Here is a 22,987-nt window from a genome sequence, read left to right as displayed (position 1 = left end):
CGTTGCCTTTAATCAGGAATAAAGTTTTATGAACGCAGCGTTATGGATCAGTAAAACCGGCCTGTCGGCGCAGGATGCTGAGATGAGTGCGATTGCCAACAACATCGCCAACGTCAACACCACGGGCTTTAAGCGTGACCGCGTGATGTTCCAGGATCTGTTTTATCAGACTCAGGAAGCGCCGGGCGCCATGCTCGATCAAAACAACATCATGCCGACCGGAATGCAGTTCGGTAGCGGTGTGCGTATTGTTGGAACGCAAAAAACCTTCACCGAAGGGAATGTGGAAACCACCGACAACGCGATGAACGTCGCCATCATGGGGCAGGGGTTCTGGCAGGTGCAAAAGGCCAACGGGGATATTGCGTATACCCGTGACGGCAACATGCAGATTAACGCCGACGGTGTGCTAACCAACTCCGAAGGCTTACCCCTGCAACCGGAAATTGACGTGCCATCCGGCGCAACTAACGTGGCATTTGGCGAAGACGGCACCGTGACGGCGATCCTTCCCGGCGATAGCGACCCGACCGAACTGGGGCAACTGACGCTGGTGAACTTCGCTAACCCGGCGGGGCTTTCAGCCGAAGGCGACAACCTGTACCTGGAAACGGCAGCCAGCGGCCAACCGACGGAAGGTATCCCAGGGGAAGATGGCCTGGGAACGTTGCAGGACAGCGCACTGGAAGGCTCAAACGTCGACATCGTCAATGAAATGGTGGCGATGATCACCGTACAGCGTGCCTATGAGATGAACGCCAAAATGGTCTCTGCGGCAGACGACATGCTGCAGTTTATTAGTCAGACGCTGTAACGCAAGAACGTGATATGCCGGGTGGCGCTACGCTTATCCGGCCAATAAGCAACACCCATTTGTAGGCCGGATAAGCGTAGCGCCATCCGGCAGAATATAGGCAGAACGTGAAAAAATATCTCTGGCTGGTGGTCCTGCTGCCCCTGTTAAGCGGGTGCGAATCGCAGGCTATCCTGGTCAAAAAAAATGACGAATTCTTTGCTCCTCCCAAAACCGAGGCGCCGCCAACGGCGGATGGTCGTGCGGGTGGCGTGTTTGAAACGGGCTATAACTGGTCGCTGACGGCGGACCGCCGCGCCTATCGGGTGGGCGACATCCTGACCGTGATGCTGGAAGAGTCCACCCAGTCGAGCAAACAGGCGAAAACCAATTTCGGTAAGAACAATACTGTCGATATCGGCGCACCGACTCTGTTTGGGCATACCAAAGATAACCTTTCCGCTTCCGTGGATGCCAATCGCGATTTCAACGGAACGGCGACCTCGCAGCAGCAAAACAGTTTGCGCGGCGAAATTACGGTGTCGGTACACTCGGTACAGTCGAACGGCATTCTGGAAATTCGCGGCGAAAAATGGCTCACACTCAATCAGGGGGATGAGTACATCCGCCTGAGCGGTCTGGTGCGTGCTGATGATATTCAAAACGACAACTCCGTCTCATCGCAGCGCATTGCCGATGCGCGTATCTCCTATGCGGGCCGCGGTGCCTTGAGCGATGCCAATGCGGCCGGCTGGCTGACGCGTCTGTTTAACCATCCTCTCTTCCCGATCTAATGCAGGATTTTGATATGCAACACTTAAGCGGGCGCTGGATGAAGGCGTTAAACGGCATCGTTATCGCCCTGAGCCTGGCGCTGCCGGGCACCACGCAGGCGCAATCTCTGGAGTCGCTGGTCAACGTCCAGGGCGTCAGGGAAAACCAACTCGTCGGCTACAGCCTGGTGGTGGGGCTGGACGGAACCGGGGATAAAAACCAGGTCAAATTCACCAACCAAACCATTACCAACATGCTGCGCCAGTTTGGCGTACAGCTGCCGAGCAAAATCGATCCGAAGGTGAAAAACGTCGCGGCGGTGGCGGTCAGCGCGACGCTGCCGCCAATGTATTCGCGCGGACAGACTATTGATGTCACGGTCTCCTCGATCGGTGATGCCAAAAGCCTGCGCGGCGGCACGTTATTGCTCACCCAGCTACACGGCGCGGATGGGGAGGTTTATGCCCTCGCACAAGGGAGCGTGGTGGTCGGCGGGATGAACGCGACCGGGGCGAGCGGCTCCAGCGTGACCGTGAATACGCCCACTGCCGGGCTGATACCGAACGGTGCGTCGGTCGAACGTGAAATTCCCAGCGACTTCCAGATGGGTGACACCATTACGCTTAATCTGAAGCGTCCCTCCTTCAAAGATGCCAATAACATCGCGGCGGCAATTAACAGCTCATTTGGCGGCATTGCCACGGCACAAAGCTCAACCAATGTCAGCGTCCGCGCGCCAACCAGCCCCGGGGCGCGCGTCGCCTTTATGTCTCAGTTAGATGACGTTCAGGTTCAGGCCGAGAAAGTACGCGCCCGCGTGGTGTTTAACTCGCGTACAGGCACGGTGGTGATGGGCGATGGCATTGCCCTGCACGCGGCGGCGGTATCGCATGGCAGCCTGACGGTTTCCATCAATGAAAGCAGCAACGTCAGCCAGCCGAATGCCTTTGCCGGCGGTCGTACGGCGGTAACGCCGCAGAGCAATATTTCGGTGAATCATGCCCGACCGGGGATGATAACGCTGCCTGAATCCAGCAGCCTGAAGACGTTGGTTAATGCGCTCAACAGCCTGGGGGCCACGCCGGACGACATTATGTCCATTTTACAGGCCCTGCATGAAGCCGGGGCGCTGGATGCCGATCTGGAGGTAATTTAATGGCCGACATCAAAGTGAATCATAGCGGGGGCATTGACGGCAGCGATGCGTTAATGGGCCCGAAAATTAAAGATAACGATTTGCAGAAAGCCGCTCAGCAGTTTGAAGCCATTTTCTTACGCAACATGCTGAAAGAAATGCGTAAAACCAATGAGATCTTCGACTCCAAAGATAACCCGTTTAACAGCGATTCGGTGCGCATGATGCAGGGGTTTTACGACGATCAGCTATGCAACAGCCTGGCCCAGCAGCACGGCATTGGGATTGCGGCGATGATCGTCAAACAGCTCTCCCCGCATCACAAAGGATAAAGGTTGCGCGGCGGCTTAAGAACTGCGGTTTTTTCGCCGCTTTTAATCGGCAAGGTTGTTAACGACAGACCGGGGAACTGACCGGCGAGGACTCTTTGATGGACATGATTAACATTGGCTACAGCGGCGCATCGACAGCGCAGGTTGAGCTTAACGTAACGGCGCAAAACACGGCCAACGCCATGACCGACGGTTACACCCGCCAGGTGGCCATTACCAGTACCATAGGCGCCAGCTCCGGTTCTGCGAACAGCGCGGGTAACGGTGTGCAGGTGGACAGTATTCGCCGGGTATCTAACCAGTATCAGGTGAACCAGGTCTGGTATGCCGCCAGCGATTACGGTTATTACAACACCCAGCAGGAGTATTTAACTCAGCTGGAAACCGTGCTCAGCGATGATAACAGCAGCCTGAGTGGCGGCTTTGACAACTTTTTTGCCGCCCTCAACGAAGCGACTACCAGCCCGGATGATTCCGCTCTGCGTGAGCAGGTGATCAGCGAGTCCGGGGCGCTGGCGCTGCGCGTGGATAACACCCTCGATTACATCGACTCGCAAAGCAGTGAGATAGTCAGCCAGGAACAGGCGATGGTGGCGCAGGTGAACACCCTGACCAGCGGCATTGCCAGCTATAACCAGCAAATCGCCGAAGCTGAAGCCAATGGCGATAACGCCTCTGCGCTGTACGACGCCCGCGACCAGATGGTGGAAGAACTGAGCGGCATCATGGATGTCCAGGTCAATATTGATGATGAAGGCAACTATAACGTCACGCTGCAAAACGGTCAGCCGTTAGTCAGCGGGCAGGAGAGTTCCACCATCGAACTGGATACCAACGCCGATGGCACGCAGAGCATGTCGCTGACGTTCGCCGGAACCACGTCATCCATGAACACCGATACCGGCGGCTCGCTGGGTGCGCTGTTTGATTATCAGAATGAAGTGCTGACGCCGCTGACGGGAACGATTAACAGCATGGCGGAGCAGTTTACCGATGCGGTGAACACCCAACTGGCGCAGGGCTACGACCTGAACGGAAATCCCGGTGAACCGCTGTTTATCTATGATGAAAACTCATCGGATGGCCCGCTGGAGGTGAACCCTGATATCACCGCCGATGAGCTGGCATTTTCCAGCTCGCCGGACGAAAGCGGCAACAGCGATAACCTGCAGGCGCTGATCAACATCTCTACTGAACCGCTGGATATAGAGGGGCTAGGCAGCGTAACCGTGGGCGAAGCCTGTTCGTCGATCATCAGTAACATCGGTATTTACAGCCAGCAAAACCAGACGGAAGCGGAAGCAGCGGCGAACGTGTACTCCGAAGCGCAGAACCAGCAGAGCAGCGTCAGCGGCGTCAGCATGGATGAAGAAGCGGTGAACCTCATTACCTACCAGCAAATTTACGAGGCCAACCTCAAAGTTATCTCAACGGGCGCAGATATTTTCGACTCTGTGCTGGAAATGTGTAGCTAACCGGAAGAGGAATTAATATGCGAGTCACTACACAACAGTCCTATGTGTCCATGACGCAGAGTTTTAACGACCTTTCCAGCGATCTTTCCCACGTCGTCACGCAGATGGCGACGGGGAAAAGTATTCTGCTGCCGTCAGACGATCCTATCGCTGCGACACGCATCACCCAGCTTAACCGCCAGCAATCGGCTCTCGATCAGTATCAAACTAATATTGATTCCGCCTCGGCGGGGATGAGCCAGCAGGAGTCTATTCTGGATGGCGTCAATAACGATCTGTTAGCGATTCGTGACGATCTGCTGGAGGCCGCCAACGGCACCAATACCGCCGAGTCGTTGTCCAGCCTGGGGCAGGATATTCAGTCGATGACTGAAGCGATGGTCTCAGCGCTGAATTATCAGGATGAAGACGGTCACTATGTGTTTGGCGGGACGGTGAACGATCAACCACCAATTGTCGCGGTGGATGAGGATGGCGACGGGGTGACCGACAGCTATACCTATCAGGGTAACGACGATCATCGCCAGACCACGGTGTCTAATGGCGTCGAGGTTGATACCAATGTTGCGGTCAGCGATTTCTTCGGCGACAGCCTCGACGTTCTGAACACCCTGACATCGCTGTCAAAAGAGTTGCAGGATCCGTCGGTGGACCCTGCCGATCCGCAGGTACAAAGCGATATTCAAAATGCCATCGATACGGTGGATGTGGCCTCTGACGCGCTCAACGCCTCTATCGCCACCATTGGTGAAACGCAGAATACGATGACCATGCTGAGCGGCGCTCAGACGGATATCACCACCTCCAACGATCAGTTGATCAGTCAACTTAGCGATCTGGATTATGGCCCGGCCTCCATTACTTTTACCGGTCTGGAAATGGCGATGGAAGCCACCTTAAAAACTTACTCCAAAGTGAGTGAGTTGAACCTTTTCAGTGTGATTTAACAGTTAGCAGTAGCTCAGGAATAGTATGCAGGTCGGTTTAAATACAACATCACTCTCCGGTAGCGGAGCGCTTAATCCTTCTGTGCAGCAGCATACCGTTGCGCAGAATGCCCCTGTCCGTCAAAAGTTACCCGCAACGGCGAGTGATTACCCGGCCTCACCACTCATTACCACCCGGCCTCAGCGCTACAGCGTGCAGCTTAACGATCAGCTCACCACGCTGCAGCAGGCTGACCACTACCTGGGGCAGCTGGAACAGCATTTGCTTGACTATCGCCACGCATCGCGCCGCGGCCCACAGGCGCAGCAGCAAAAGGGCGCCGAACTTACCCAGTGGCTGGATAAAAGAACGGCGTTATCCGGCGGCGCGGTGGACAGGCAGCTGCGTCCGGTTTTGCAGGGCGAGGCGCGAGTGACATTTCACTCACCTGAACTGGCGCAAATGCTGCAAAAAAACGCCATAAGTTCACGTATGTTCAGCGTCTCTGACGGGCGGCAAACACAGCATTCTGCGGTGGTGGTCGGTGAAGATCTGGATCCCGGTCAGTACAAAATGATGATGAGCAACGCGCTGCGTCGTGTCGGAGTGCAGGTGCACGATCAGCAGGGGGCGCTGAGCTTTTCCACTGCGGAAAAGCAGTGGCCGCAGATCCAACAAACCCTGAGCGTACGCGATGTTGATGCGAAGTCATCGGCGTTTACCCTACTCAAAACCTTTGCCGATCCGTCCCGTTCAGAAGACCTTCTGCAACATATCGCGCAGGGCGGTTCCCGTTCTCAGGATGGCTTACAGCAGACGCTGGATGTTATTGGCGATCAGCGTGCGCAAATGGCCACGCAGCAGGAGAAGGCCCGACAGCTGATTGACGGTATGGCGCGTTTTCCGCAGGCAGAAAGCGCGGTTAAAGCTTCGGAATCACTGGGCGGGATATTGGATCATGCTAATCACAATTATCAGGTATTAGCACAGGCGGTAAACGGACAAGCCCGGCTTTCCAGCCAGACGGTCCGTAGTTTATTAAGCTAATCCTGATGGCATGCTTTTGTTGAGAAAGTAAAAGCAGAGGGGTCTGTGATTAACAGACCTCCTACATCCTGTGTAAAAAGCAAATTTTGCTGCGCGTCTAAATGAATCCACCACGTATGCAGGTTGTGTTCTGTCACAAACGACCCGAAATTCGCCAGCCGAGAATCGTTTTGATCGGTTTTGGTCGTACTAAAATGAAACTCCCCCTGTTTCGACGTGCCAGCATAATGGTTAATACAGGCGGCGATCTTAAACGTTGATGGCGTTTTGTTACTTTGCTCCAATGGGACGAGAGTAACGGTCGTGTTTTTATTCAGTGGACTCGTAATGAGTTCATAATGTACGTTTTTGCCAGAATTAAGATCGTAATTAACAATAACCGTATTTTCAATGTGGGCTTGGGCCATGAAGGTACAAAATAACGTTAAAGCGGACAGGCAGGGGAAAAAGTAATTATTTGCATTTTGGCATTTCATTTAACATTTTCTCCACTTCTTTAATTAAAATACCATTCATTTCATTATCTTTATTTAGCCAGTTATCAAAGCTCAGCGCTAACTGCCAGTTGTCATTGCATTGATTGCTTAGCACAATATCAAGAGCAAGCTTGTTGAGAGACACCCGATAATACAAGGTCATCGAGGCGCTATGCGTGACCAATAGTTGATTGATCTGCTCGACACCAGGAAGAATATGTTGTGAAACGAGTGATAATGATTTCTTATTCTCACCTGGATCATAAAGTTGATAAGCCGTAATACGATTGGCGTTTTCCAGCGTCTCTTTAACCAGTTGCGGGGCTTCTGGCGTTTTTGTTTCTGACGGCGCTTTAAAATAAGAGATCAGGGCAAACAGCGACAAGGCGACAACGATAACGGGTAACGTAATCAGTACGGCCCGGTAAGGGTGACGTCTGGTTGCCAGTTTTCTCTTGCTGCTTGCATGTAATGAACTGTTATTTAGATATATTTTTTCTTTTGTTGTTGATGGTAGACGCTCTTCAGATGCAAGGGCTTCAGCTACCTCAGCATTCTCTTCGGTTACCTCAACGGCGCTGTCATCAGCTTTATTTTCATTAGGATCAATGATTTCAGTCAGATAGTTTTTATTAAATAAATACCCTTTTTTAGGTATGGTTTTAATAATCTCCTGCTGTTTACCATCATCATCGATAGCAACGCGCAGGGCGTGAACGGCTGTCGGCAGACTATTTCCACCGACGATGCGATTCTTCCATACTGCGGTCATTAAAAATGAACGAGATAAAACAACATCGGCATTTTTAGCTAATGTTTCTAACAGAATAAAATGGTATTCGCCCAGACGACGTATCTCGCCTGTTTCACAATGGATTAACGCATTAAGCGAGGAATCCATCCGCCAGTTGTTGACTACAATACTCATGGTTTTATATACCCGCGCAAGATTTTTATATCCCTGGTGTCACACCGTTAAAAATCAGTGCATTAAAATTCTGGAGAAATTGAAATGTCTTTTGGCTGTGAAACAGCAGCCGAATCGCTATTGAGTGTTTTTTATGCTGTGCAAAAAGGGATTTGAAATGTAACGAAAGTGCCTGAGACTCACAATATAAAAATACAGGGCATTTGCAACTAAATGTAAAATAAGGTCAGGGAGTGGGTGATTAAAGCGCTTTTGATTGAGTATAATCTCATTTGTATCATGATGTTAGCCCTGTTGGTGTGTAAGCAATCAACCCATTATTAGATATTTCTAATAATCTTTTAATTAAATCTTGATTGAGATCTCCTTTATGTAGTGGGTGTTGTGGCGCGGGAAGCACGGAAAGCTAAAATAGAGTTGAGGTTTATCTCTCTGGTTAATGAGGTGGTGAGGAGCGTAAAAATTTTTTTTGCAGCGCTTTAAGTTTTCCAGACGGGTGGTCGTTTTTACAGAGTATCGAAACGAAAACGATTATTCCCAAGGAGCTGTACCATGTTATCGATTAATACTAATACCGCATCAATGTCTGCTGTTAATGCTATCAACAAAAGCAGCGCATCACTGTCTACTTCTATGGAACGTCTGGCGACAGGTAACCGTATTAACTCTTCTGCAGATGACGCTGCAGGCAAACAGATTGCCAGCCGTCTGACTGCGCAGTCCAGCGGTATGGGCGTTGCGCTGAGCAACATCAACGATGCGACTGCGATGCTGCAGACTGCAGACAGCATGTTTGATGAAATGACCGACGTACTGGGCCGTATGAAAGACCTGTCCACTCAGGCAGCGAACGGAACCTACAACGACGAAGATTTGCAGGCGATGCAGGACGAATACGACGAACTGGGTCAGCAGATGTCCGATATGCTGCAGAACACCACTTACGGCGGCACCAACCTGTTCGGTGTTTCCGGTACCAGCAACACCGGTAAAGACGGTCTGTTCCAGAGCGCGGTAACCTTCCAGGTTGGCGCTGAATCTTCTGACACCATGACCGTAAATATCTCCAGCCAGCTGGACGATCTGGTCGGCGCGTTGGATCAGGTGAGCGCCTCTTTCAAAGGTGACCAGGCTGATGCTACCGGTAATGCCGGCGTTTCCGGTGGTACTGAGCTGACCACTTCTGGTTCTGCAAACCAGATGATCACCACTATCCAGACTGCAATGGATGACGTGTCTAAGATCCAGTCCAAACTGGGCGCATCTATCAACCGTCTGAACGATACCGCAGCTAACCTGACCAGCATGCAGGACAACACTGAAGTGGCGATCGGTAACATTATGGATACCGACTACGCGACGGAAGCGTCCAACATGACCCAGCAACAGGTGCTGATGCAAACCGGCATCACCATGCTGAAGCAGTCCAACAGCATGTCCAGCATGGTTTCCAGCCTGCTGCAGTAATTCCTGACTTAACGTCATTCACAACACCGCCACCCGGCGGTGTTGTGCTTTCAGCGACCTGGCTTTTACCTGGAAACCTTCCTGGGGAAGGGAAAACGCCTTTCCGCCACTAAGTTAACTTACTGAATCTGAATAATAAAAAATGTTGGCATGCGTTTTGCTATTACATAAATAACGTTGCACGGAGTCATCGATTATGAGCTTTACGAGTCCGATCCAAAAATTAGCACAAGAGTTTGCCTACGCCGATATTGCTACCCAGGCGACGAATTTGCAGAACGAACAGAACGAATTGAATGCAGAGAGCAGTGGTCTGGACTCGCTCAGTACCGCGCTGACGAACTTTCAGACGGCCATCGATGCGCTGAACAGCGACACCGACGGTCCGCTGACGTTTTCTGCTACCTCTAATAATGACGCGAATACCGTATCGGCGAACTCCGAGGCGCAGGCCGGGACTTACTCATTCTATGTTTCGCAGCTGGCGCAGGCGCAACAAACCACCTTCAGCATGAGCGACGACCAGTACAGTGCAACCGGTACCTTTACGTTATCGATGGATGACGGCACGACCATGGATATCGATCTTGCTGCTGCTGATGAAGACGGCGACAGTTTCATTGATGCCAGTGAACTGGTTGACGCGATCAATGACTCGGACGATAACCCCGGCGTGTCGGCGGCATTGGTAAAAACCGACGGCACCACCACCATCATGCTGACCTCTGATACCACCGGCGAACAAAGCGGCTTTACTGTGACCGTTTCGGGCAATCCAGATCTTGCTACGGCGGAATCCACCAGTGAGCAACAGATAACGAAAGCCCAGGACGCCATCATTCATCTGGGGAATGCGAGCGGCCCTGCCATTACCAGTAGCACCAATACTTTTGATGATGTTATCCCCGGCGTGACGATGACTTTTTCTGAGGTCAGCGACCCTAACAATGATGATGATGTGACCACCTTTACCGTTGCCGAAGACTCCAGCGGATCGCAGGCCAAAGTGCAGACCTTTGTGGATGCCTACAACACGTTAATCGACACCATCGATTCGTTGACCAGCTATGGCGATGACGACACGGCTGCCGGGGTTTTTGCCGGTGACGCCGGGATGAATTCGCTGGCAAATCAGATGGATGATATTGCTCACGCCTCCTATGGCGGTGTTTCGATTGTCGACTATGGCATCACGCTGGATTCCGACGGTCACTTACAAATTGACTCCACCCAGTTCAGCGAAGAAATGGAAGAAAATCCGGACGGTTTGACCTCTATTTTCGTCGGGGAAGACAGCATGGTCGCGCAGATGGACGACCTGATGGAAAGCTATCTCGATTCCAGCAACGGCATCATCGCCATGCGTCAGGAAAACATTGATGACCAGCAGAGCAAAATTCAGGACGAAAGCGATCAACTGACTGAAACCTATAACACCAACTACGAGCGCTACGTGGAAGAGTACACCAATACGCTGGTTCAAACGTACACCATGAAAGTGAGTATGGCCGCGTTTATGTAACCGGCTGATTTAAGAGAAGGACTGAGAATCAACATGTACGACACGCAGGATGGTTATTCGCAATACAAAGAGATGGATCTTGCTGCGCGTACCGCAGCAGCATCGCCGTTAGAGCTGGTGCTGGTGCTGTTTTCGGGGCTGATGGACGAGCTGGAACGCGCCAAAAGCCACATTGAGAACAAACGCTACGAGCGTAAGGCGCAAAGCATCAACAAATGCATTGATATCCTCAACGCCTTAACCAGCTCGCTGGAGTTTGAAACCGGCGGCGAGCTGGTGGTGAATTTGTCCCGGCTGTATGACCACTGCGTCTACCGCCTGTACGAAGCCAGCGGCGAATTGTCGCTGGAAAAAATTGATGAAGTGATCCTCATCCTGACGAATCTGCGCACGGGCTGGGAAGGTCTGTCGGCAAAACTGGGATAAGGCGATGCAAAGAGAGCGTCTGCAACAGCAACAGCAGCTTTATGCCCTGGTACAAGAGATGAACGACGCGCTGGATAACAAGCGTTGGCGACGATTACCCGGCCTGCATCAGCAGGTGATGCGCGTTTTTCATGACTATGCCGCCTGGGAAACTGATGCCGGGGCGCTGAGGGAAGTGAAAAGCAAAATGCATGCGGCGTTTGAGGCGCTAATAACCCGGCGAACGCAGCGTGCGGAAGAACTCAAAGCGCGCATGGATCAACATCAGCAAAACCAGGAAGGAATGTTGGCGTACTCAATGGTTAATTTAATTTCGGAGAAGGCATGAATCCTGTATTACTGGCCTCGGCCAGTGCGTTGGCAGAGGCCACACCGGAAAAGGCGGCTATCTCAGCCCCAACAACGTCAACGAGCGGCAGCACGTTTTCTTTGCCGCAGGCTGGGCTTAACGCGGTGGCTGAACGTTTGATTGGCGCAAAAGTCAACCAACAGCAGGCGTCGGCGGCCGGGCATCAGCGCGATGATGCAGATCCTGCGGCTATGCAGGCATTGCTGGCGATGCTGCTGGCGCAACCGGCTCAGGCGTCAGCGTCTGCACCAACCCAGAAGCAGCCGGACGGTGAGATGCTGAAAATGCTGGCGCAGGTGCAAACCTCCCAATCAGGTTCATCGCTTCTGCGTCAACTGGCAGGCGCGATGGCTCAACAAGGAAATACGTCCTCGCCGTCGGCTGAGCAGCATGCCACGGATTTATCGTCACTGCCGCCTAAGCTGCAAACGTTGCTGGCGTCGATCGGCGAGGATTTGCCTCAGGCAACGCCGGATCAGCAGGCCAAACTGGCGACATTCTCCGCCCAGGATCTGCGCGCGATCGCACCTGAACCTGCTTCGCTTTCAACGTCACAGCAAATTTCCGCCCGCGTGAAGTCTGAGGATCATAGCGTTCCTCGCCCGATGGCGGTGAGAAAAACGGATGGCGTGGCGGTTAACCCAACGCTTGCGACGCAAAGTTTGCTCAATACGGCGGCACAGGGAAATCAGCCGGTGAATGCCCTGAGCGATCATAGCGTGGTATCGACGCAAGTTTCGACGCCGACCACGCTGTCAACAGAGGAACTCGGAGAGAAGCTTACCGCGCTGCTCAAAGACAGAATTCAATTCCAGTTGGGCCAGCAACAGCAGGTGTCGACTATTCGTCTTGATCCTCCTTCGCTTGGCAAACTGGAAATTGCCGTGCAGCTGGATGCCGGAAAGCTGATGGTTCACATCGGCGCAAATCAGAGTGATGTCTGCCGCTCGTTGCAGCAATTTAGCGAAAACTTACGCCAGCACCTCACGGCGCAAAACTTCATGGAAGTGAACGTTCAGGTCTCTTCCGAGGGGCAATCGCAACAGCAGCAACAGCAGTCAGATCATCAACAGGACGAGGTTACGTCGGCGCTAACGCTTAACGATGAGCCTCAATTTCAACAGAACGAATCCGTTCTGATCAAAGTGTAAAAGCAAGATGAAGAAAATTGTTATCGCGTGTCTGATTAGCTCCGTCGTGGCGCTGGGTATTGCAGGGGGCGCAGGATGGGGCATTTATCATTCTATGACTAAAGGAACCGCAACAGCAGCAGATAAGCCTGCGCATGAAGCGGAAGATAGCCAGGATGAGTCCAGCAGTATTTTTGTCTCCCTGCCGGAAACGGTGGTTACGCTTCATGATAATGAAGGGGAAGACAGATACATGGTGGCAGAGCTGGTAATGGTCGTTGATTCAGAGAAAGACGCTGAAAAAATTAAGAAAGACGAACCGCTCTATCAAAGTATTACGGTAGATGAACTCTCGAATATGAAATATGAGGATATTCGGGCGCTGAAGATCTCCGATATCAGAAAGAAAGTTTTTGAAAATCTGAAAATTGAATTAGCGAAACGCAAAATGGCGACACCTTATAAGGACATTTTGGTGAAAAAAGTCGTGTTTCAATAAGCGACACGCCAGGAAATAACATGATCCAGGATGCTTACGAGTCAGAAGACTTTAATGCGACGCCCGTGCTAACGCCAAAGCAAGAGAGCCATTATTTACAGGCCTATCTTCCTTTGGTGCGCAAAGTGGTGCGTCAACTTGCGCCGCAATGTACCTGCGTTATGGACAGGCAGGATATGGAACAAACGGCGCTGATGGGATTGCTGAATGCGATTCGCCGCTATGGTCAACCGGATGAAGGCTTTGCCGGTTATGCCGTCCACCGTATTCGTGGCGCCATACTCGATGAGCTGCGCAGCCTCGACTGGCGGCCTCGTCAGCTACGACAAAAATACCATCAGATTAAAGATTTGATTCGTGATGCGCGCACACAGCTTGGGCATGAACCCTCATGGGAGGAGTTGTCCCGGCTGGGATTATCGTCTGAGGATTATCAGGAATATCAACAGTTGGAAGGCGCCGAAACGCTGGCCAGTCTGGATGAATTACTGAATGGCGATATGCCGATTGCACCGCTCGAAGGGCGGGGGCTTGAGGAGCAATTCGTCACCCAGGAAATGTTGAGTTACGCCCTGAGCCAACTCAGCGAAAAAGAGGGCCTCGTGCTCTCCATGTATTACCAACACGATATGAATTTAAAAGAGATCGCGCTGGTATTAGGGCTGACCGAAGCCCGAATTTGTCAAATGAATAAAAAAATCACGCACAAGATTCGTGATTGTTTATATCCAGATTAACAATTCCGAATCAACATGCGGAGGACGTAATGCAAAAGATTTTTGGTTTACTGGTGGTTTTAGGCTGCGTATTTGGTGGCTACTTTGAGGCTGGCGGACAATTAATTGCCATCTGGCAGCCGGCAGAAATTATTATTATCTTTGGTGCGGGTCTGGGGGCGATGATCATTGGTAACCCGGTGCACGTACTCAAAGAGATCGTCCACCAGATTAAAGGGGTGATCAGTAAAAAGAAAATGGGACCGGAGTTCCAGCGCCAACTGCTGATGTGCCTGTATGAGCTACTGGAAATGGTGCAAAACGGCGGTCTGCGCATGCTGGATCAGCATATCGAACAGCCGGAAGAAAGTACTATTTTCCAGAAATACCCGCTGGTACTGACTCAAAAACGCCTGGTGACATTTATCGCCGATAATTTCCGTCTGATGGCGATGGGGAAAATTGATGCCCACGAGCTGGAAGGGATCCTCGATCAGGAACTGGATACGGCGGAAGAATCGCTGTTAACCCCATCGCGCTCCCTGCAACGTACCGCCGAGGCGATGCCTGGCTTCGGGATTTGCGCGGCGGTGTTGGGTATCATCATCACCATGCAGTCTATCGACGGTTCCATTGCGCTTATCGGTCTGAAAGTCGCGGCGGCGCTGGTGGGGACATTCCTGGGGGTATTCATCTGTTATTGCCTGATGGACCCATTGGCAAATGCCATGGAACAGCAGGCGCGGGCAGAACACTCATTGCTTGAATGCGTACGTACCGTGCTGGTGGCGCAGGCGGGCGGTAAGCCGACGCTGCTGGCGGTCGATGCCGGACGTAAACTTCTTCATCTGGCTTCCAAACCCACATTCGCCAATCTGGATGCGTGGGTGAATGCGATGCTGGAGCAAGAATAAGCATGAGGAAGGGGCCAAATCGTCGCGATCGCGGCGCGAAAACCACCATTATCCGCCGACAAATTAAAAAGAACCATGCAGGTCATCATGGTGGAGCGTGGAAAGTGGCATTTGCTGACTTTACGCTGGCGATGATGGCGCTGTTTATGACGCTGTGGATCGTGAACAGCGTCAGTAAAGCTGACCGTGAAAACATCGTGGCAGCGCTGCATGGCCAGTCAATCTTTAACGGTGGCGGTATGGCGCCGTTAAACAAGCTGGGCAAGCAGCCGATAGCGCCGGGTGCGCAGAAGAAAAACGTCACGCGCAACAAACTCGATAAAACCGCCAATCCGCAGGAGACGGCGAAGATCACGGAAGAAAACGCGAAAAAGGCGTTAGACGTGAACGAGAAAACAACGTTACTGAAGCAAAAATCAGCCCGTGAATTGGGCGAGCTGGCGACCGACATTAATGTCATCGCCCGCAACGCGCATATGGAAACTAACCTCGAGATGGAGATTGTTCCTCAGGGGCTGCGCGTACTGATTAAAGATGACCAGAACCGCAATATGTTTGAACGCGGTAGCGCCAAAATTATGCCGTTCTTTAAATCTCTGCTGGTTGAGCTGGCTCCCGTGTTTGACTCGCTGGATAACAAGATAATCATCACCGGGCATACTGACGCGATGAGCTATAAGAGCAATATTTACAACAACTGGAACCTCTCCGGCGACCGCGCATTGTCGGCACGACGCGTGCTGGAAGATGCCGGAATGCCGCAGGATAAAGTTATGCAGGTCAGCGCGATGGCGGACCAAATGTTGCTGGATGCGAAAAACCCGGAAAGCGCCGGTAACCGTCGCATTGAGATCATGGTGTTGACGCAAAGCGCTTCCGATACGCTGTATCAATATTTCGGCCAGCAGGGAGAGAAGGTTGTGCAACCGCTGGTTGATAAGCTGGACAAGCAAAAGCAGGTGACTTCTTTACGTCAACAATCTGCTCCCGTCACGCATTAATTCTGTTCCCGTCCCTCACGCAACGTGGGGGCAAATTATCCCTCAGGAAGGCAATGTGATAGATGTAACCCATATTATTCCCTTGGATATTGATACTGATAACGTCACCGATGTGGCCTGTCAGGGCGCACATTTCGACAAGATTTCAGGTATCTGGTACACCGAACCCCATGAGCTAAACGGGGCGCTGCGTGACTATGTCTACGACACCGACAATTTCAATATCGTCGCCCCGTACTATCTGGTGATTACCTCGAAGATGCACTGCTGGAGCTGCCACCAAATTACCCGTATTCATGGCGTGATGTTTACCCGCTTTATTAAGAAAAATCAGGATGGTCAGGGCTGGCAGTCGGTCAGGCGTAACAGCTTTTTGTTCCACATTAATTCTCTGCCTGAAGAGATAAAAAAGAACATCAAAGCCAGCAATTACTATCTCGATAAAAGTAAAACCACCGGGCTACGCTACTGGATGAACCATTGTGAAATTTGTGGCGAACGTCTGGGCGATTACGAGCTTTTCTGCGTTGAGAATGATGCCTTTCGCCTGATGACAATCGAAAAACTGCTGCGGGCAAATATTCGCAAAGTAAATAAACTGTTTGTCAGTACGGCGGGCAATCCAGCGGAACATACGAAAACGGATATTGTGCGTTACCTGTGCGATGCGCGCTTCGTCATGAATGGTCCGGCGTAAGGTATAATCATACTTCTCACACCATAAAAATACTGTATACTTAAACAGTGTTGTGGGAGGCGAGTGATGCGCAAAATCATACATGTTGATATGGACTGCTTTTTCGCGGCGGTGGAAATGCGCGATAACCCCGCCCTGCGAGACATTCCCATTGCCATCGGCGGCAGCCGCGAGCGGCGGGGAGTTATCAGCACAGCCAATTACCCGGCGCGCAAATTTGGCGTACGTAGCGCGATGCCAACGGGAATGGCGTTAAAGTTGTGCCCGCATCTCACTTTATTGCCTGGACGCTATGAGGCTTATAAAGAAGCTTCCCGGCAGATTCAGGCGATCTTCTCTCGCTATACCTCACTGATTGAACCTCTTTCACTGGATGAAGCCTATCTGGATGTCACCGACAGTACCCACTGTCACGGTTCTGCTACGCTGATCGCCCAGGAGATCCGCCAGACGATTTTTAACGAGCTGCAGCTCACCGCCTCCGCCGGAATTGCGCCGGTTAAATTCCTGGCAAAAATTGCCTCCGATCTCAACAAGCCCAACGGGCAATATGTGATTACTCCTGCCGACGTTCCTGAATTTCTCAAAACGTTACCGTTAGGCAAAATTCCCGGCGTCGGCAAAGTCTCCGCCGCTAAGCTGGAAGCAATGGGATTACGTACCTGCGAGGATGTTCAAAAATACGACCTGGCAATGTTGCTCAAACGTTTTGGTAAGTTTGGTCGTGTGCTGTGGGAGCGTAGCCAGGGCATTGACGAGCGGGACGTCAACAACGACAGGCTGCGCAAATCCGTCGGCGTGGAGCGCACGCTGGCGGAAGATATTCACGAGTGGCCAGAGTGCGAGGCAATTATTGAGCGGCTGTATCCCGAACTGGAACGGCGTCTGGCAAAGGTAAAGCCGGATCTCCTGATCGCTCGCCAGGGGATAAAACTCAAGTTTAATGATTTTCAGCAGACCACGCAGGAGCACGTCTGGCCGCGCTTAAATAAAGATGACTTGATTGCGACGGCGCGCAAAACCTGGGATGAACGTCGGGGAGGGCGTGGTGTGAGGCTGGTGGGATTACACGTCACGCTGCTGGATCCACAAATGGAAAGACAGCTACTGTTGGGGCTGTGACTCAGAACAATTACCGGATGACGGCATAAAAACTTTCTCAGGCCTACAAATTAGCGTGTAGGCCGGATAAGCACAGCGCCATCCGGCATTTAGCGCAGAACCTTACTTCGCTGGAATAGACTTCAGCAGTTCAGTCAGAAGCGTCCAGTAGTGGCCGACGCTTTCAATATGAACCTGCTCATCCGGGGAGTGCGGACCCGTGATGGTTGGCCCAATGGAAACCATATCCATTTCTGGATACGGTTTCTTGAACAGACCACATTCCAGACCGGCGTGGATAATCTGGATGTTCGGCGTTTTGTTGAACAGACGCTGATAGGTTTCGCGCACCAGGTGCATAACCGGGGAGTTAGCATCCGGCTGCCAGCCAGGATACGCGCCTTTAGCTTCCGTTTTGGCACCCGCGAGCTTGCCGAGTGAATCCAGCATGCTCACCACGTAGTCTTTACCGCTATCGATCAGCGAGCGAACCAGACAGTGGATCTGTACATTATCGTCAGTCATGGTGACCACACCGACGTTCAGGGAGGTCTCTACCACGCCTTTTGCTACGTCGGAATTGCGGATAACGCCGTTCGGGGTGGCGTTCAGCAGACGCACGAAGCTGTCGCGAGACTGAGCGGTCAGCGCGGCTTTATCTTGAGTCACGGCATCCAGCACCAGAGCCAGGTTCTTCTCTTTGGCTTCCAGTTCGTTTTTCAGGATTTCCTGGTAGGTGCCGACCAGCGCTTTTAACGCATCAACTTTATCTGCAGCTACGGCGAGGGTAGCAAAGGCTTCACGCGGAATCGCGTTGCGCAGCGTACCGCCGTTGAAATCAACCAGACGCAGATCCAGCTCTTGGGCGTGACCCGCCAGGAAGCGGACCAGCAGCTTGTTGGCGTTACCAAGACCCACGTGGATTTCGCCGCCGGAGTGGCCGCCTTTCAGGCCTTTCAACGTCAGCTTAAAGCTCTGGAAGCCAGCCGGGATTGCTTCACGGGACAGCGGCAGGTTAGAGGTAAAGTCGATACCGCCTGCGCAACCCATGTAGATCTCACCTTCTTCTTCAGAGTCGGTGTTGATCAGAATATCTGCCTGCAGCCAGTTAGCCTGCAGACCAAACGCGCCATCCATACCCGCTTCTTCGGTCATGGTGAGCAGGACTTCTAACGGGCCGTGTACCACGTTGTCATCAGCCAGAACGGCCAGCGCAGACGCCATACCGATGCCGTTATCCGCACCCAGCGTGGTGCCACGGGCTTTTACCCATTCGCCGTCAATATAAGGCTGGATAGGATCTTTAGTGAAGTCGTGTACGGTGTCGTTGTTTTTCTGCGGGACCATATCCAGGTGCGCTTGCAGAACGACCGGCTTGCGATTTTCCATGCCTGCGGTAGCAGGTTTGCGAATCAGGATATTACCGACTTGATCGCGCTCGACGTGGAAACCTTTCTCCTGGGCCCAGCTCAGAATGTGTTCAGCGAGCTGCTCTTCATGGTAGGACGGATGAGGAATAGAACAGATTTTGGCAAAAATATCCCACAGCGGTTGCGGGGATAACTGAGACAGTTCAGACACGTTGAGTCTCCTTGGCGATGTCCTACAAAACTTGCTTGCAGGCCACGGGTTAGCAGAATTAAAAACATCACAAGTCAGGCTTGCGCGATGCGATTGAGAATACCACTTTCTCCGCTGACGGCTAGCATAAAGCATGCAAAAAGAGGCGTGGATTCCGCGAAACACTGGTTTTTAGTGCTTCAGATCTCTATAATCTCGCGCAACCTATTTCCCCCTCGAACACTTTTTAAGCCGTAGATAAACAGGCTGGGACACTTCACATGAGCGAAAAATACGTCGTCACCTGGGACATGTTGCAGATCCATGCACGTAAACTGGCAAGCCGCCTGATGCCTTCTGAACAATGGAAAGGCATTATTGCCGTTAGCCGTGGTGGTCTGGTGCCGGGCGCATTGCTGGCGCGTGAATTGGGTATTCGTCATGTCGATACCGTATGCATCTCCAGCTACGATCACGACAACCAGCGCGAACTGAAAGTGCTGAAGCGTGCCGAAGGCGACGGTGAAGGTTTCATCGTCATTGATGACCTGGTTGACACCGGTGGTACTGCCGTTGCGATCCGCGAAATGTACCCTAAAGCGCATTTCGTTACTATTTTCGCTAAGCCGGCTGGCCGCCCGCTGGTGAATGATTATGTTGTTGATATCCCTCAGGATACCTGGATTGAGCAGCCGTGGGATATGGGCGTAGTGTTCGTCCCGCCGATCTCTGGTCGCTAATCTAAAAAGTTTTCAACGCCTGGCAACTGCCGGGCGTTGTTCTTTTTGCACTGTGTCAGGTTACACTATGCCTTAGTGAGTACTCATGGAGGCTGCAATCATGTCACAGGCTAACCTCAGCGAAGTCCTGTTTAAACCCCGCTTCAAACACCCTGAAACGTCAACGCTGGTTCGTCGTTTTAATCACGGCGCGCAGCCATCCGTACAATCCGCCCTGGATGGCAAAACCGTTCCACACTGGTATCGCATGGTGAATCGCCTGATGTGGATCTGGCGTGGCGTCGATCCGCGCGAAATCCTCGAAGTCCAGGCTCGTATCGTCATGAGCGAAGCCGAACGCACGGATAAAGAGCTCTATGACACGGTCATCGGCTATCGCGGTGGAAACTGGATCTACGAGTGGGCGAAGCAGGCGATGGACTGGCAACAGAAAGCATCTATGGAGGAGGATCCGCAGGTAAGTGGACGCCACTGGCTGCATGCTTCCACGTTGTACAACATTGCCGCGTATCCACACTTAAAAGGCGATGAGCTGGCAGAGCAGGCGCAGGCTCTGGCCAATCGCGCTTATGAAGAAGCTGCGCAGCGTCTGCCGGGCACGCTGCGTGAGATGGAGTTTGCCGTAACCGGCGGCGCGCCGATCACCGGTTTCCTGCATATGCCAAAAGGCGACGGTCCGTTCCCGACAGTGCTGATGTGCGGTGGCCTCGACTCCATGCAAACGGATTATTACAGTCTGTATGAGCGTTACTTTGCCCCGCGCGGTATTGCTATGCTGACGCTGGATATGCCGTCGGTCGGGTTCTCATCAAAATGGAAACTGACCCAGGATTCCAGCCTGCTGCACCAGCACGTATTAAAAGCGCTGCCGAATGTTCCATGGGTGGATCACACCCGCGTGGCGGCCTTCGGTTTCCGCTTTGGTGCTAACGTGGCGGTACGCCTGGCGTATCTGGAATCATCGCGTCTGAAGGCGGTTGCCTGTCTTGGTCCGGTAGTGCATGCGCTGCTAAGTGACCCACAACGTCAGGCAAGCGTACCGGAAATGTATCTTGACGTTCTGGCCAGTCGCCTCGGGATGCACGACGCATCCGATGAAGCGCTACGCGTTGAGCTTAATCGCTATTCATTAAAAGTGCAGGGCCTGCTGGGTCGACGCTGCCCAACGCCAATGCTGTCGGGGTTCTGGAAAAACGATCCATTTAGCCCGGAAGAGGAGTCGCGTTTAATCACATCTTCATCTTCCGACGGTAAGCTGCTGGAGATTCCATTCAACCCGGTGTATCGCAATTTTGACAAAGGCCTGCAGGAAATCACTGGTTGGATCAATCAGAGATTGTGTTAAAAGTTTGCTAAATTTTATCGATTTGGTAAAACAGGTGCTTCACCTAAGGAGATCGTAATGACGTTACCGAGTGGGCATCCGAAAAGTAGATTGATCAAGAAATTCACCGCGCTTGGCCCGTACATCCGGGAAGGGCAGTGCGAAGATAATCGGTTTTTTTTCGATTGTCTGGCTGTTTGCGTCAATGTGAAACCCGCCCCTGAAAAACGCGAGTTTTGGGGCTGGTGGATGGAACTGGAGGCGCAGGAAAAACGCTTTACCTACAGCTATCAGTTTGGCTTGTTTGATAAAGACGGGAACTGGACGGCGGAGCCGGTGAAAGAGACTGAAGTGGTAGAGCGACTGGAATACACCTTACGTGAATTTCATGAAAAATTACGTGGGTTGTTAACCTCGCTGAATCTGGCGCTGGAGCCTGCTGACGATTTTAACGATGAGCCGGTTAAATTAACGGCGTAATGAACAGTAAAATGCCGGATGGCGGCGCAACCCCATCCGGCATTTTTTTATGCTATATCAGAACTGGTAGACCATACCGACAGCAACGATATCATCATCATTGATGCCCAGCTTATTATCGCTATCGAGCTGGTTGATTTTATAGTCGACAAACGCGGACATATTTTTGTTGAAATAGTATGTTGCGCCCACGTCGATATAATTCACCAGATCCTCATTACCTACGCCTTCAATATCTTTACCTTTTGACAGCACATAACCCAGTGACGGACGCAGACCAAAGTCAAACTGGTACTGAACAACCGCTTCGAAGTTCTGTGTTTTATTGGCGAAGCCGCCGGAAATCGGCGTCATATTGCGTGTTTCAGAATAGAACGTCGCAATATAAATATCATTGGCATCATATTTTAAGCCGGTTGCCCAGGCTTCTGCTTTATCGCCTGTACCACGAGTTTGCAGATTCTGCTGGTTGGTACGATCGGAGTTGGTATAAGCGCCGCTGACCGCGAAATCGCTGCCGCCAAAGTCATAGGTAACGGAGGTACCAAAGCCGTCGCCATTCTGTTTTTTCACATCGCGGTCCTGGTTTTTACCCTGGTATTGCAACGTGAGATCCAGACCATCCACGACGCCGAAGAAGTCCGTATTACGATAGGTCGCCAGGCCGCTGGCGCGTTTGGTCATAAAGTTATCGGTTTGTGCGGAGGAGTCACCGCCGAATTCGGGGAACATATCGGTCCACGCTTCCACGTCGTACAGCGCGCCGAGGTTACGACCGTAATCAAACGAGCCAAGATTTTTTAATTTCAGACCGGCGAAGGCCAGGCGAGTTTTTTGCTGGTTAGAGTCGCTTTCGGCTTTATTGCCGGCGAACTCTGCTTCCCAGCGGCCATATCCCGTCAGCTCATCATTAATTTGCGTTTCGCCTTTAAAACCTAAACGGATATAGCTCTGGTCGCCATCTTTGCTGTCATAATCCGTCATGTAATGCATGGCTTTTACTTTACCGTACAGGTCCAGTTTATTACCGTTCTTGTTATACACTTCCGCTGCCTGTACGGATGCCGACGCAACAATACCCATCACCACTAATGCCAGAGTGCTCTTTTTCATTTTCATTCCTGATTAAAAGTACGCGCTAATATTCACTGGGTGTGATCCCCGTTAAAAGACA

Annotated in this window: 25 protein-coding genes; 21 read left to right on the top strand and 4 right to left on the bottom strand. The window is 52.0% G+C overall.

Going from position 1 to position 22,987, the window contains the following annotated elements:
• Positions 1–28 precede the first annotated feature (28 nt).
• The 7 genes from flgG (at position 29) to OGV77_RS24365 (ending at position 6,483) form a co-directional block, all read left to right on the top strand.
• Positions 29–814, top strand: a complete 786-nt coding sequence (gene flgG / locus OGV77_RS24395) for a flagellar basal-body rod protein FlgG (protein ID WP_043015268.1) — start codon at positions 29–31, stop codon at positions 812–814.
• Between the two features lie 107 nt (positions 815–921).
• The gene (gene flgH / locus OGV77_RS24390) at positions 922–1,587 is read left to right on the top strand and encodes a flagellar basal body L-ring protein FlgH (RefSeq protein WP_043015269.1); all 666 of its coding nucleotides are present in this window, start codon (positions 922–924) and stop codon (positions 1,585–1,587) included.
• Between the two features lie 14 nt (positions 1,588–1,601).
• Positions 1,602–2,723, top strand: coding sequence for a flagellar basal body P-ring protein FlgI (locus OGV77_RS24385; protein WP_141110924.1), 1,122 nt, complete (start codon positions 1,602–1,604; stop codon positions 2,721–2,723).
• A gap of 8 nt (positions 2,724–2,731) precedes the next feature.
• Complete coding sequence (locus tag OGV77_RS24380; protein WP_029139422.1) at positions 2,732–3,034, top strand: rod-binding protein; 303 nt, start codon at positions 2,732–2,734, stop codon at positions 3,032–3,034.
• A 98-nt stretch (positions 3,035–3,132) separates the two neighbouring features.
• The gene (gene flgK / locus OGV77_RS24375) at positions 3,133–4,509 is read left to right on the top strand and encodes a flagellar hook-associated protein FlgK (protein ID WP_075145150.1); all 1,377 of its coding nucleotides are present in this window, start codon (positions 3,133–3,135) and stop codon (positions 4,507–4,509) included.
• Positions 4,510–4,526: 17 nt separating this feature from the next.
• Positions 4,527–5,456: a flagellar hook-associated protein FlgL gene (gene flgL / locus OGV77_RS24370; RefSeq protein WP_043015272.1), complete on the top strand. Its 930-nt coding sequence runs from the start codon at positions 4,527–4,529 to the stop codon at positions 5,454–5,456.
• Positions 5,457–5,481: 25 nt separating this feature from the next.
• Positions 5,482–6,483, top strand: coding sequence for a flagellar hook-associated protein (locus OGV77_RS24365; RefSeq protein WP_087051689.1), 1,002 nt, complete (start codon positions 5,482–5,484; stop codon positions 6,481–6,483).
• Here the strand turns inward: OGV77_RS24365 and OGV77_RS24360 are convergent.
• Complete coding sequence (locus OGV77_RS24360; protein WP_043015274.1) at positions 6,480–6,959, bottom strand: hypothetical protein; 480 nt, start codon at positions 6,957–6,959, stop codon at positions 6,480–6,482. The two genes, OGV77_RS24365 and OGV77_RS24360, sit on opposite strands and share 4 nt — an antisense overlap.
• Positions 6,937–7,887, bottom strand: a complete 951-nt coding sequence (locus tag OGV77_RS24355) for a transcriptional regulator (protein ID WP_075145148.1) — start codon at positions 7,885–7,887, stop codon at positions 6,937–6,939. Before OGV77_RS24355 ends, OGV77_RS24360 begins: the two co-directional genes overlap by 23 nt.
• A gap of 552 nt (positions 7,888–8,439) precedes the next feature.
• Between OGV77_RS24355 and lafA the strand changes: the two genes are divergently transcribed.
• From lafA to dinB, 11 genes are all read left to right on the top strand, one after another.
• Positions 8,440–9,354, top strand: a complete 915-nt coding sequence (lafA, locus tag OGV77_RS24350) for a lateral flagellin LafA (protein WP_043015275.1) — start codon at positions 8,440–8,442, stop codon at positions 9,352–9,354.
• Positions 9,355–9,550: 196 nt separating this feature from the next.
• On the top strand, positions 9,551–10,876 hold the full coding sequence (gene fliD / locus OGV77_RS24345; protein WP_043015276.1) for a flagellar filament capping protein FliD: 1,326 nt from the start codon (positions 9,551–9,553) through the stop codon (positions 10,874–10,876).
• A 33-nt stretch (positions 10,877–10,909) separates the two neighbouring features.
• The gene (gene fliS / locus OGV77_RS24340) at positions 10,910–11,302 is read left to right on the top strand and encodes a flagellar export chaperone FliS (protein WP_003843794.1); all 393 of its coding nucleotides are present in this window, start codon (positions 10,910–10,912) and stop codon (positions 11,300–11,302) included.
• A gap of 4 nt (positions 11,303–11,306) precedes the next feature.
• On the top strand, positions 11,307–11,630 hold the full coding sequence (locus OGV77_RS24335; protein ID WP_043015277.1) for a hypothetical protein: 324 nt from the start codon (positions 11,307–11,309) through the stop codon (positions 11,628–11,630).
• Entirely contained in the window at positions 11,627–12,802 is a 1,176-nt protein-coding gene (locus OGV77_RS24330; RefSeq protein WP_043015278.1) for a flagellar hook-length control protein FliK, read from the top strand. The genes OGV77_RS24335 and OGV77_RS24330 overlap by 4 nt, the downstream gene beginning before the upstream one ends.
• Before the next feature lie 7 nt (positions 12,803–12,809).
• Entirely contained in the window at positions 12,810–13,280 is a 471-nt protein-coding gene (locus OGV77_RS24325; protein ID WP_043015279.1) for a flagellar basal body-associated FliL family protein, read from the top strand.
• Positions 13,281–13,300: 20 nt separating this feature from the next.
• Positions 13,301–14,017, top strand: coding sequence for a FliA/WhiG family RNA polymerase sigma factor (locus tag OGV77_RS24320; RefSeq protein WP_006685924.1), 717 nt, complete (start codon positions 13,301–13,303; stop codon positions 14,015–14,017).
• 29 nt (positions 14,018–14,046) lie between these two features.
• The gene (gene motA / locus OGV77_RS24315; protein WP_043015281.1) at positions 14,047–14,910 is read left to right on the top strand and encodes a flagellar motor stator protein MotA; all 864 of its coding nucleotides are present in this window, start codon (positions 14,047–14,049) and stop codon (positions 14,908–14,910) included.
• Between the two features lie 2 nt (positions 14,911–14,912).
• Positions 14,913–15,911: a putative lateral flagellar export/assembly protein LafU gene (gene lafU / locus OGV77_RS24310; protein ID WP_043015282.1), complete on the top strand. Its 999-nt coding sequence runs from the start codon at positions 14,913–14,915 to the stop codon at positions 15,909–15,911.
• A gap of 55 nt (positions 15,912–15,966) precedes the next feature.
• A complete protein-coding gene (locus tag OGV77_RS24305) occupies positions 15,967–16,608 on the top strand; it encodes a DNA primase (RefSeq protein ID WP_087051688.1) in 642 nt (213 codons plus the stop codon).
• Between the two features lie 66 nt (positions 16,609–16,674).
• Positions 16,675–17,730, top strand: coding sequence for a DNA polymerase IV (dinB, locus tag OGV77_RS24300; protein ID WP_043015284.1), 1,056 nt, complete (start codon positions 16,675–16,677; stop codon positions 17,728–17,730).
• A 102-nt stretch (positions 17,731–17,832) separates the two neighbouring features.
• Here the strand turns inward: dinB and pepD are convergent, their stop codons facing one another.
• The gene (pepD, locus tag OGV77_RS24295) at positions 17,833–19,290 is read right to left on the bottom strand and encodes a cytosol nonspecific dipeptidase (protein WP_087051687.1); all 1,458 of its coding nucleotides are present in this window, start codon (positions 19,288–19,290) and stop codon (positions 17,833–17,835) included.
• Positions 19,291–19,550: 260 nt separating this feature from the next.
• Here pepD and gpt point away from each other — a divergent pair, with 260 nt between their 5' ends.
• The 3 genes from gpt to crl all read left to right on the top strand — a co-directional run bounded on the left by gpt (position 19,551) and on the right by crl (position 21,813).
• Positions 19,551–20,009 (top strand): xanthine phosphoribosyltransferase, encoded by a 459-nt coding sequence (gene gpt / locus OGV77_RS24290; protein WP_003031380.1) that lies wholly within the window; start codon positions 19,551–19,553, stop codon positions 20,007–20,009.
• 100 nt (positions 20,010–20,109) lie between these two features.
• A complete protein-coding gene (gene frsA, locus OGV77_RS24285) occupies positions 20,110–21,354 on the top strand; it encodes an esterase FrsA (protein ID WP_043015288.1) in 1,245 nt (414 codons plus the stop codon).
• Between the two features lie 57 nt (positions 21,355–21,411).
• Positions 21,412–21,813 (top strand): sigma factor-binding protein Crl, encoded by a 402-nt coding sequence (gene crl / locus OGV77_RS24280; protein WP_087051686.1) that lies wholly within the window; start codon positions 21,412–21,414, stop codon positions 21,811–21,813.
• A 57-nt stretch (positions 21,814–21,870) separates the two neighbouring features.
• Here crl and phoE read toward each other — a convergent pair whose 3' ends face one another.
• Positions 21,871–22,926 carry a phosphoporin PhoE gene (phoE, locus tag OGV77_RS24275; protein ID WP_042310379.1) on the bottom strand — a complete coding sequence of 352 codons (1,056 nt, stop codon included), beginning with the start codon at positions 22,924–22,926 and terminating at the stop codon, positions 21,871–21,873.
• Between the last annotated feature and the right edge of the window lie 61 nt (positions 22,927–22,987).

Origin of the sequence: Citrobacter sp. Ce129 (assembly GCF_030334545.1) — a bacterium.
Taxonomy (GTDB): Bacteria; Pseudomonadota; Gammaproteobacteria; order Enterobacterales; family Enterobacteriaceae; genus Citrobacter; species Citrobacter europaeus.
The sequence above is the reverse complement of the archived record's forward strand: the minus strand, read 5'-3'. Positions and strand labels throughout refer to the sequence as shown.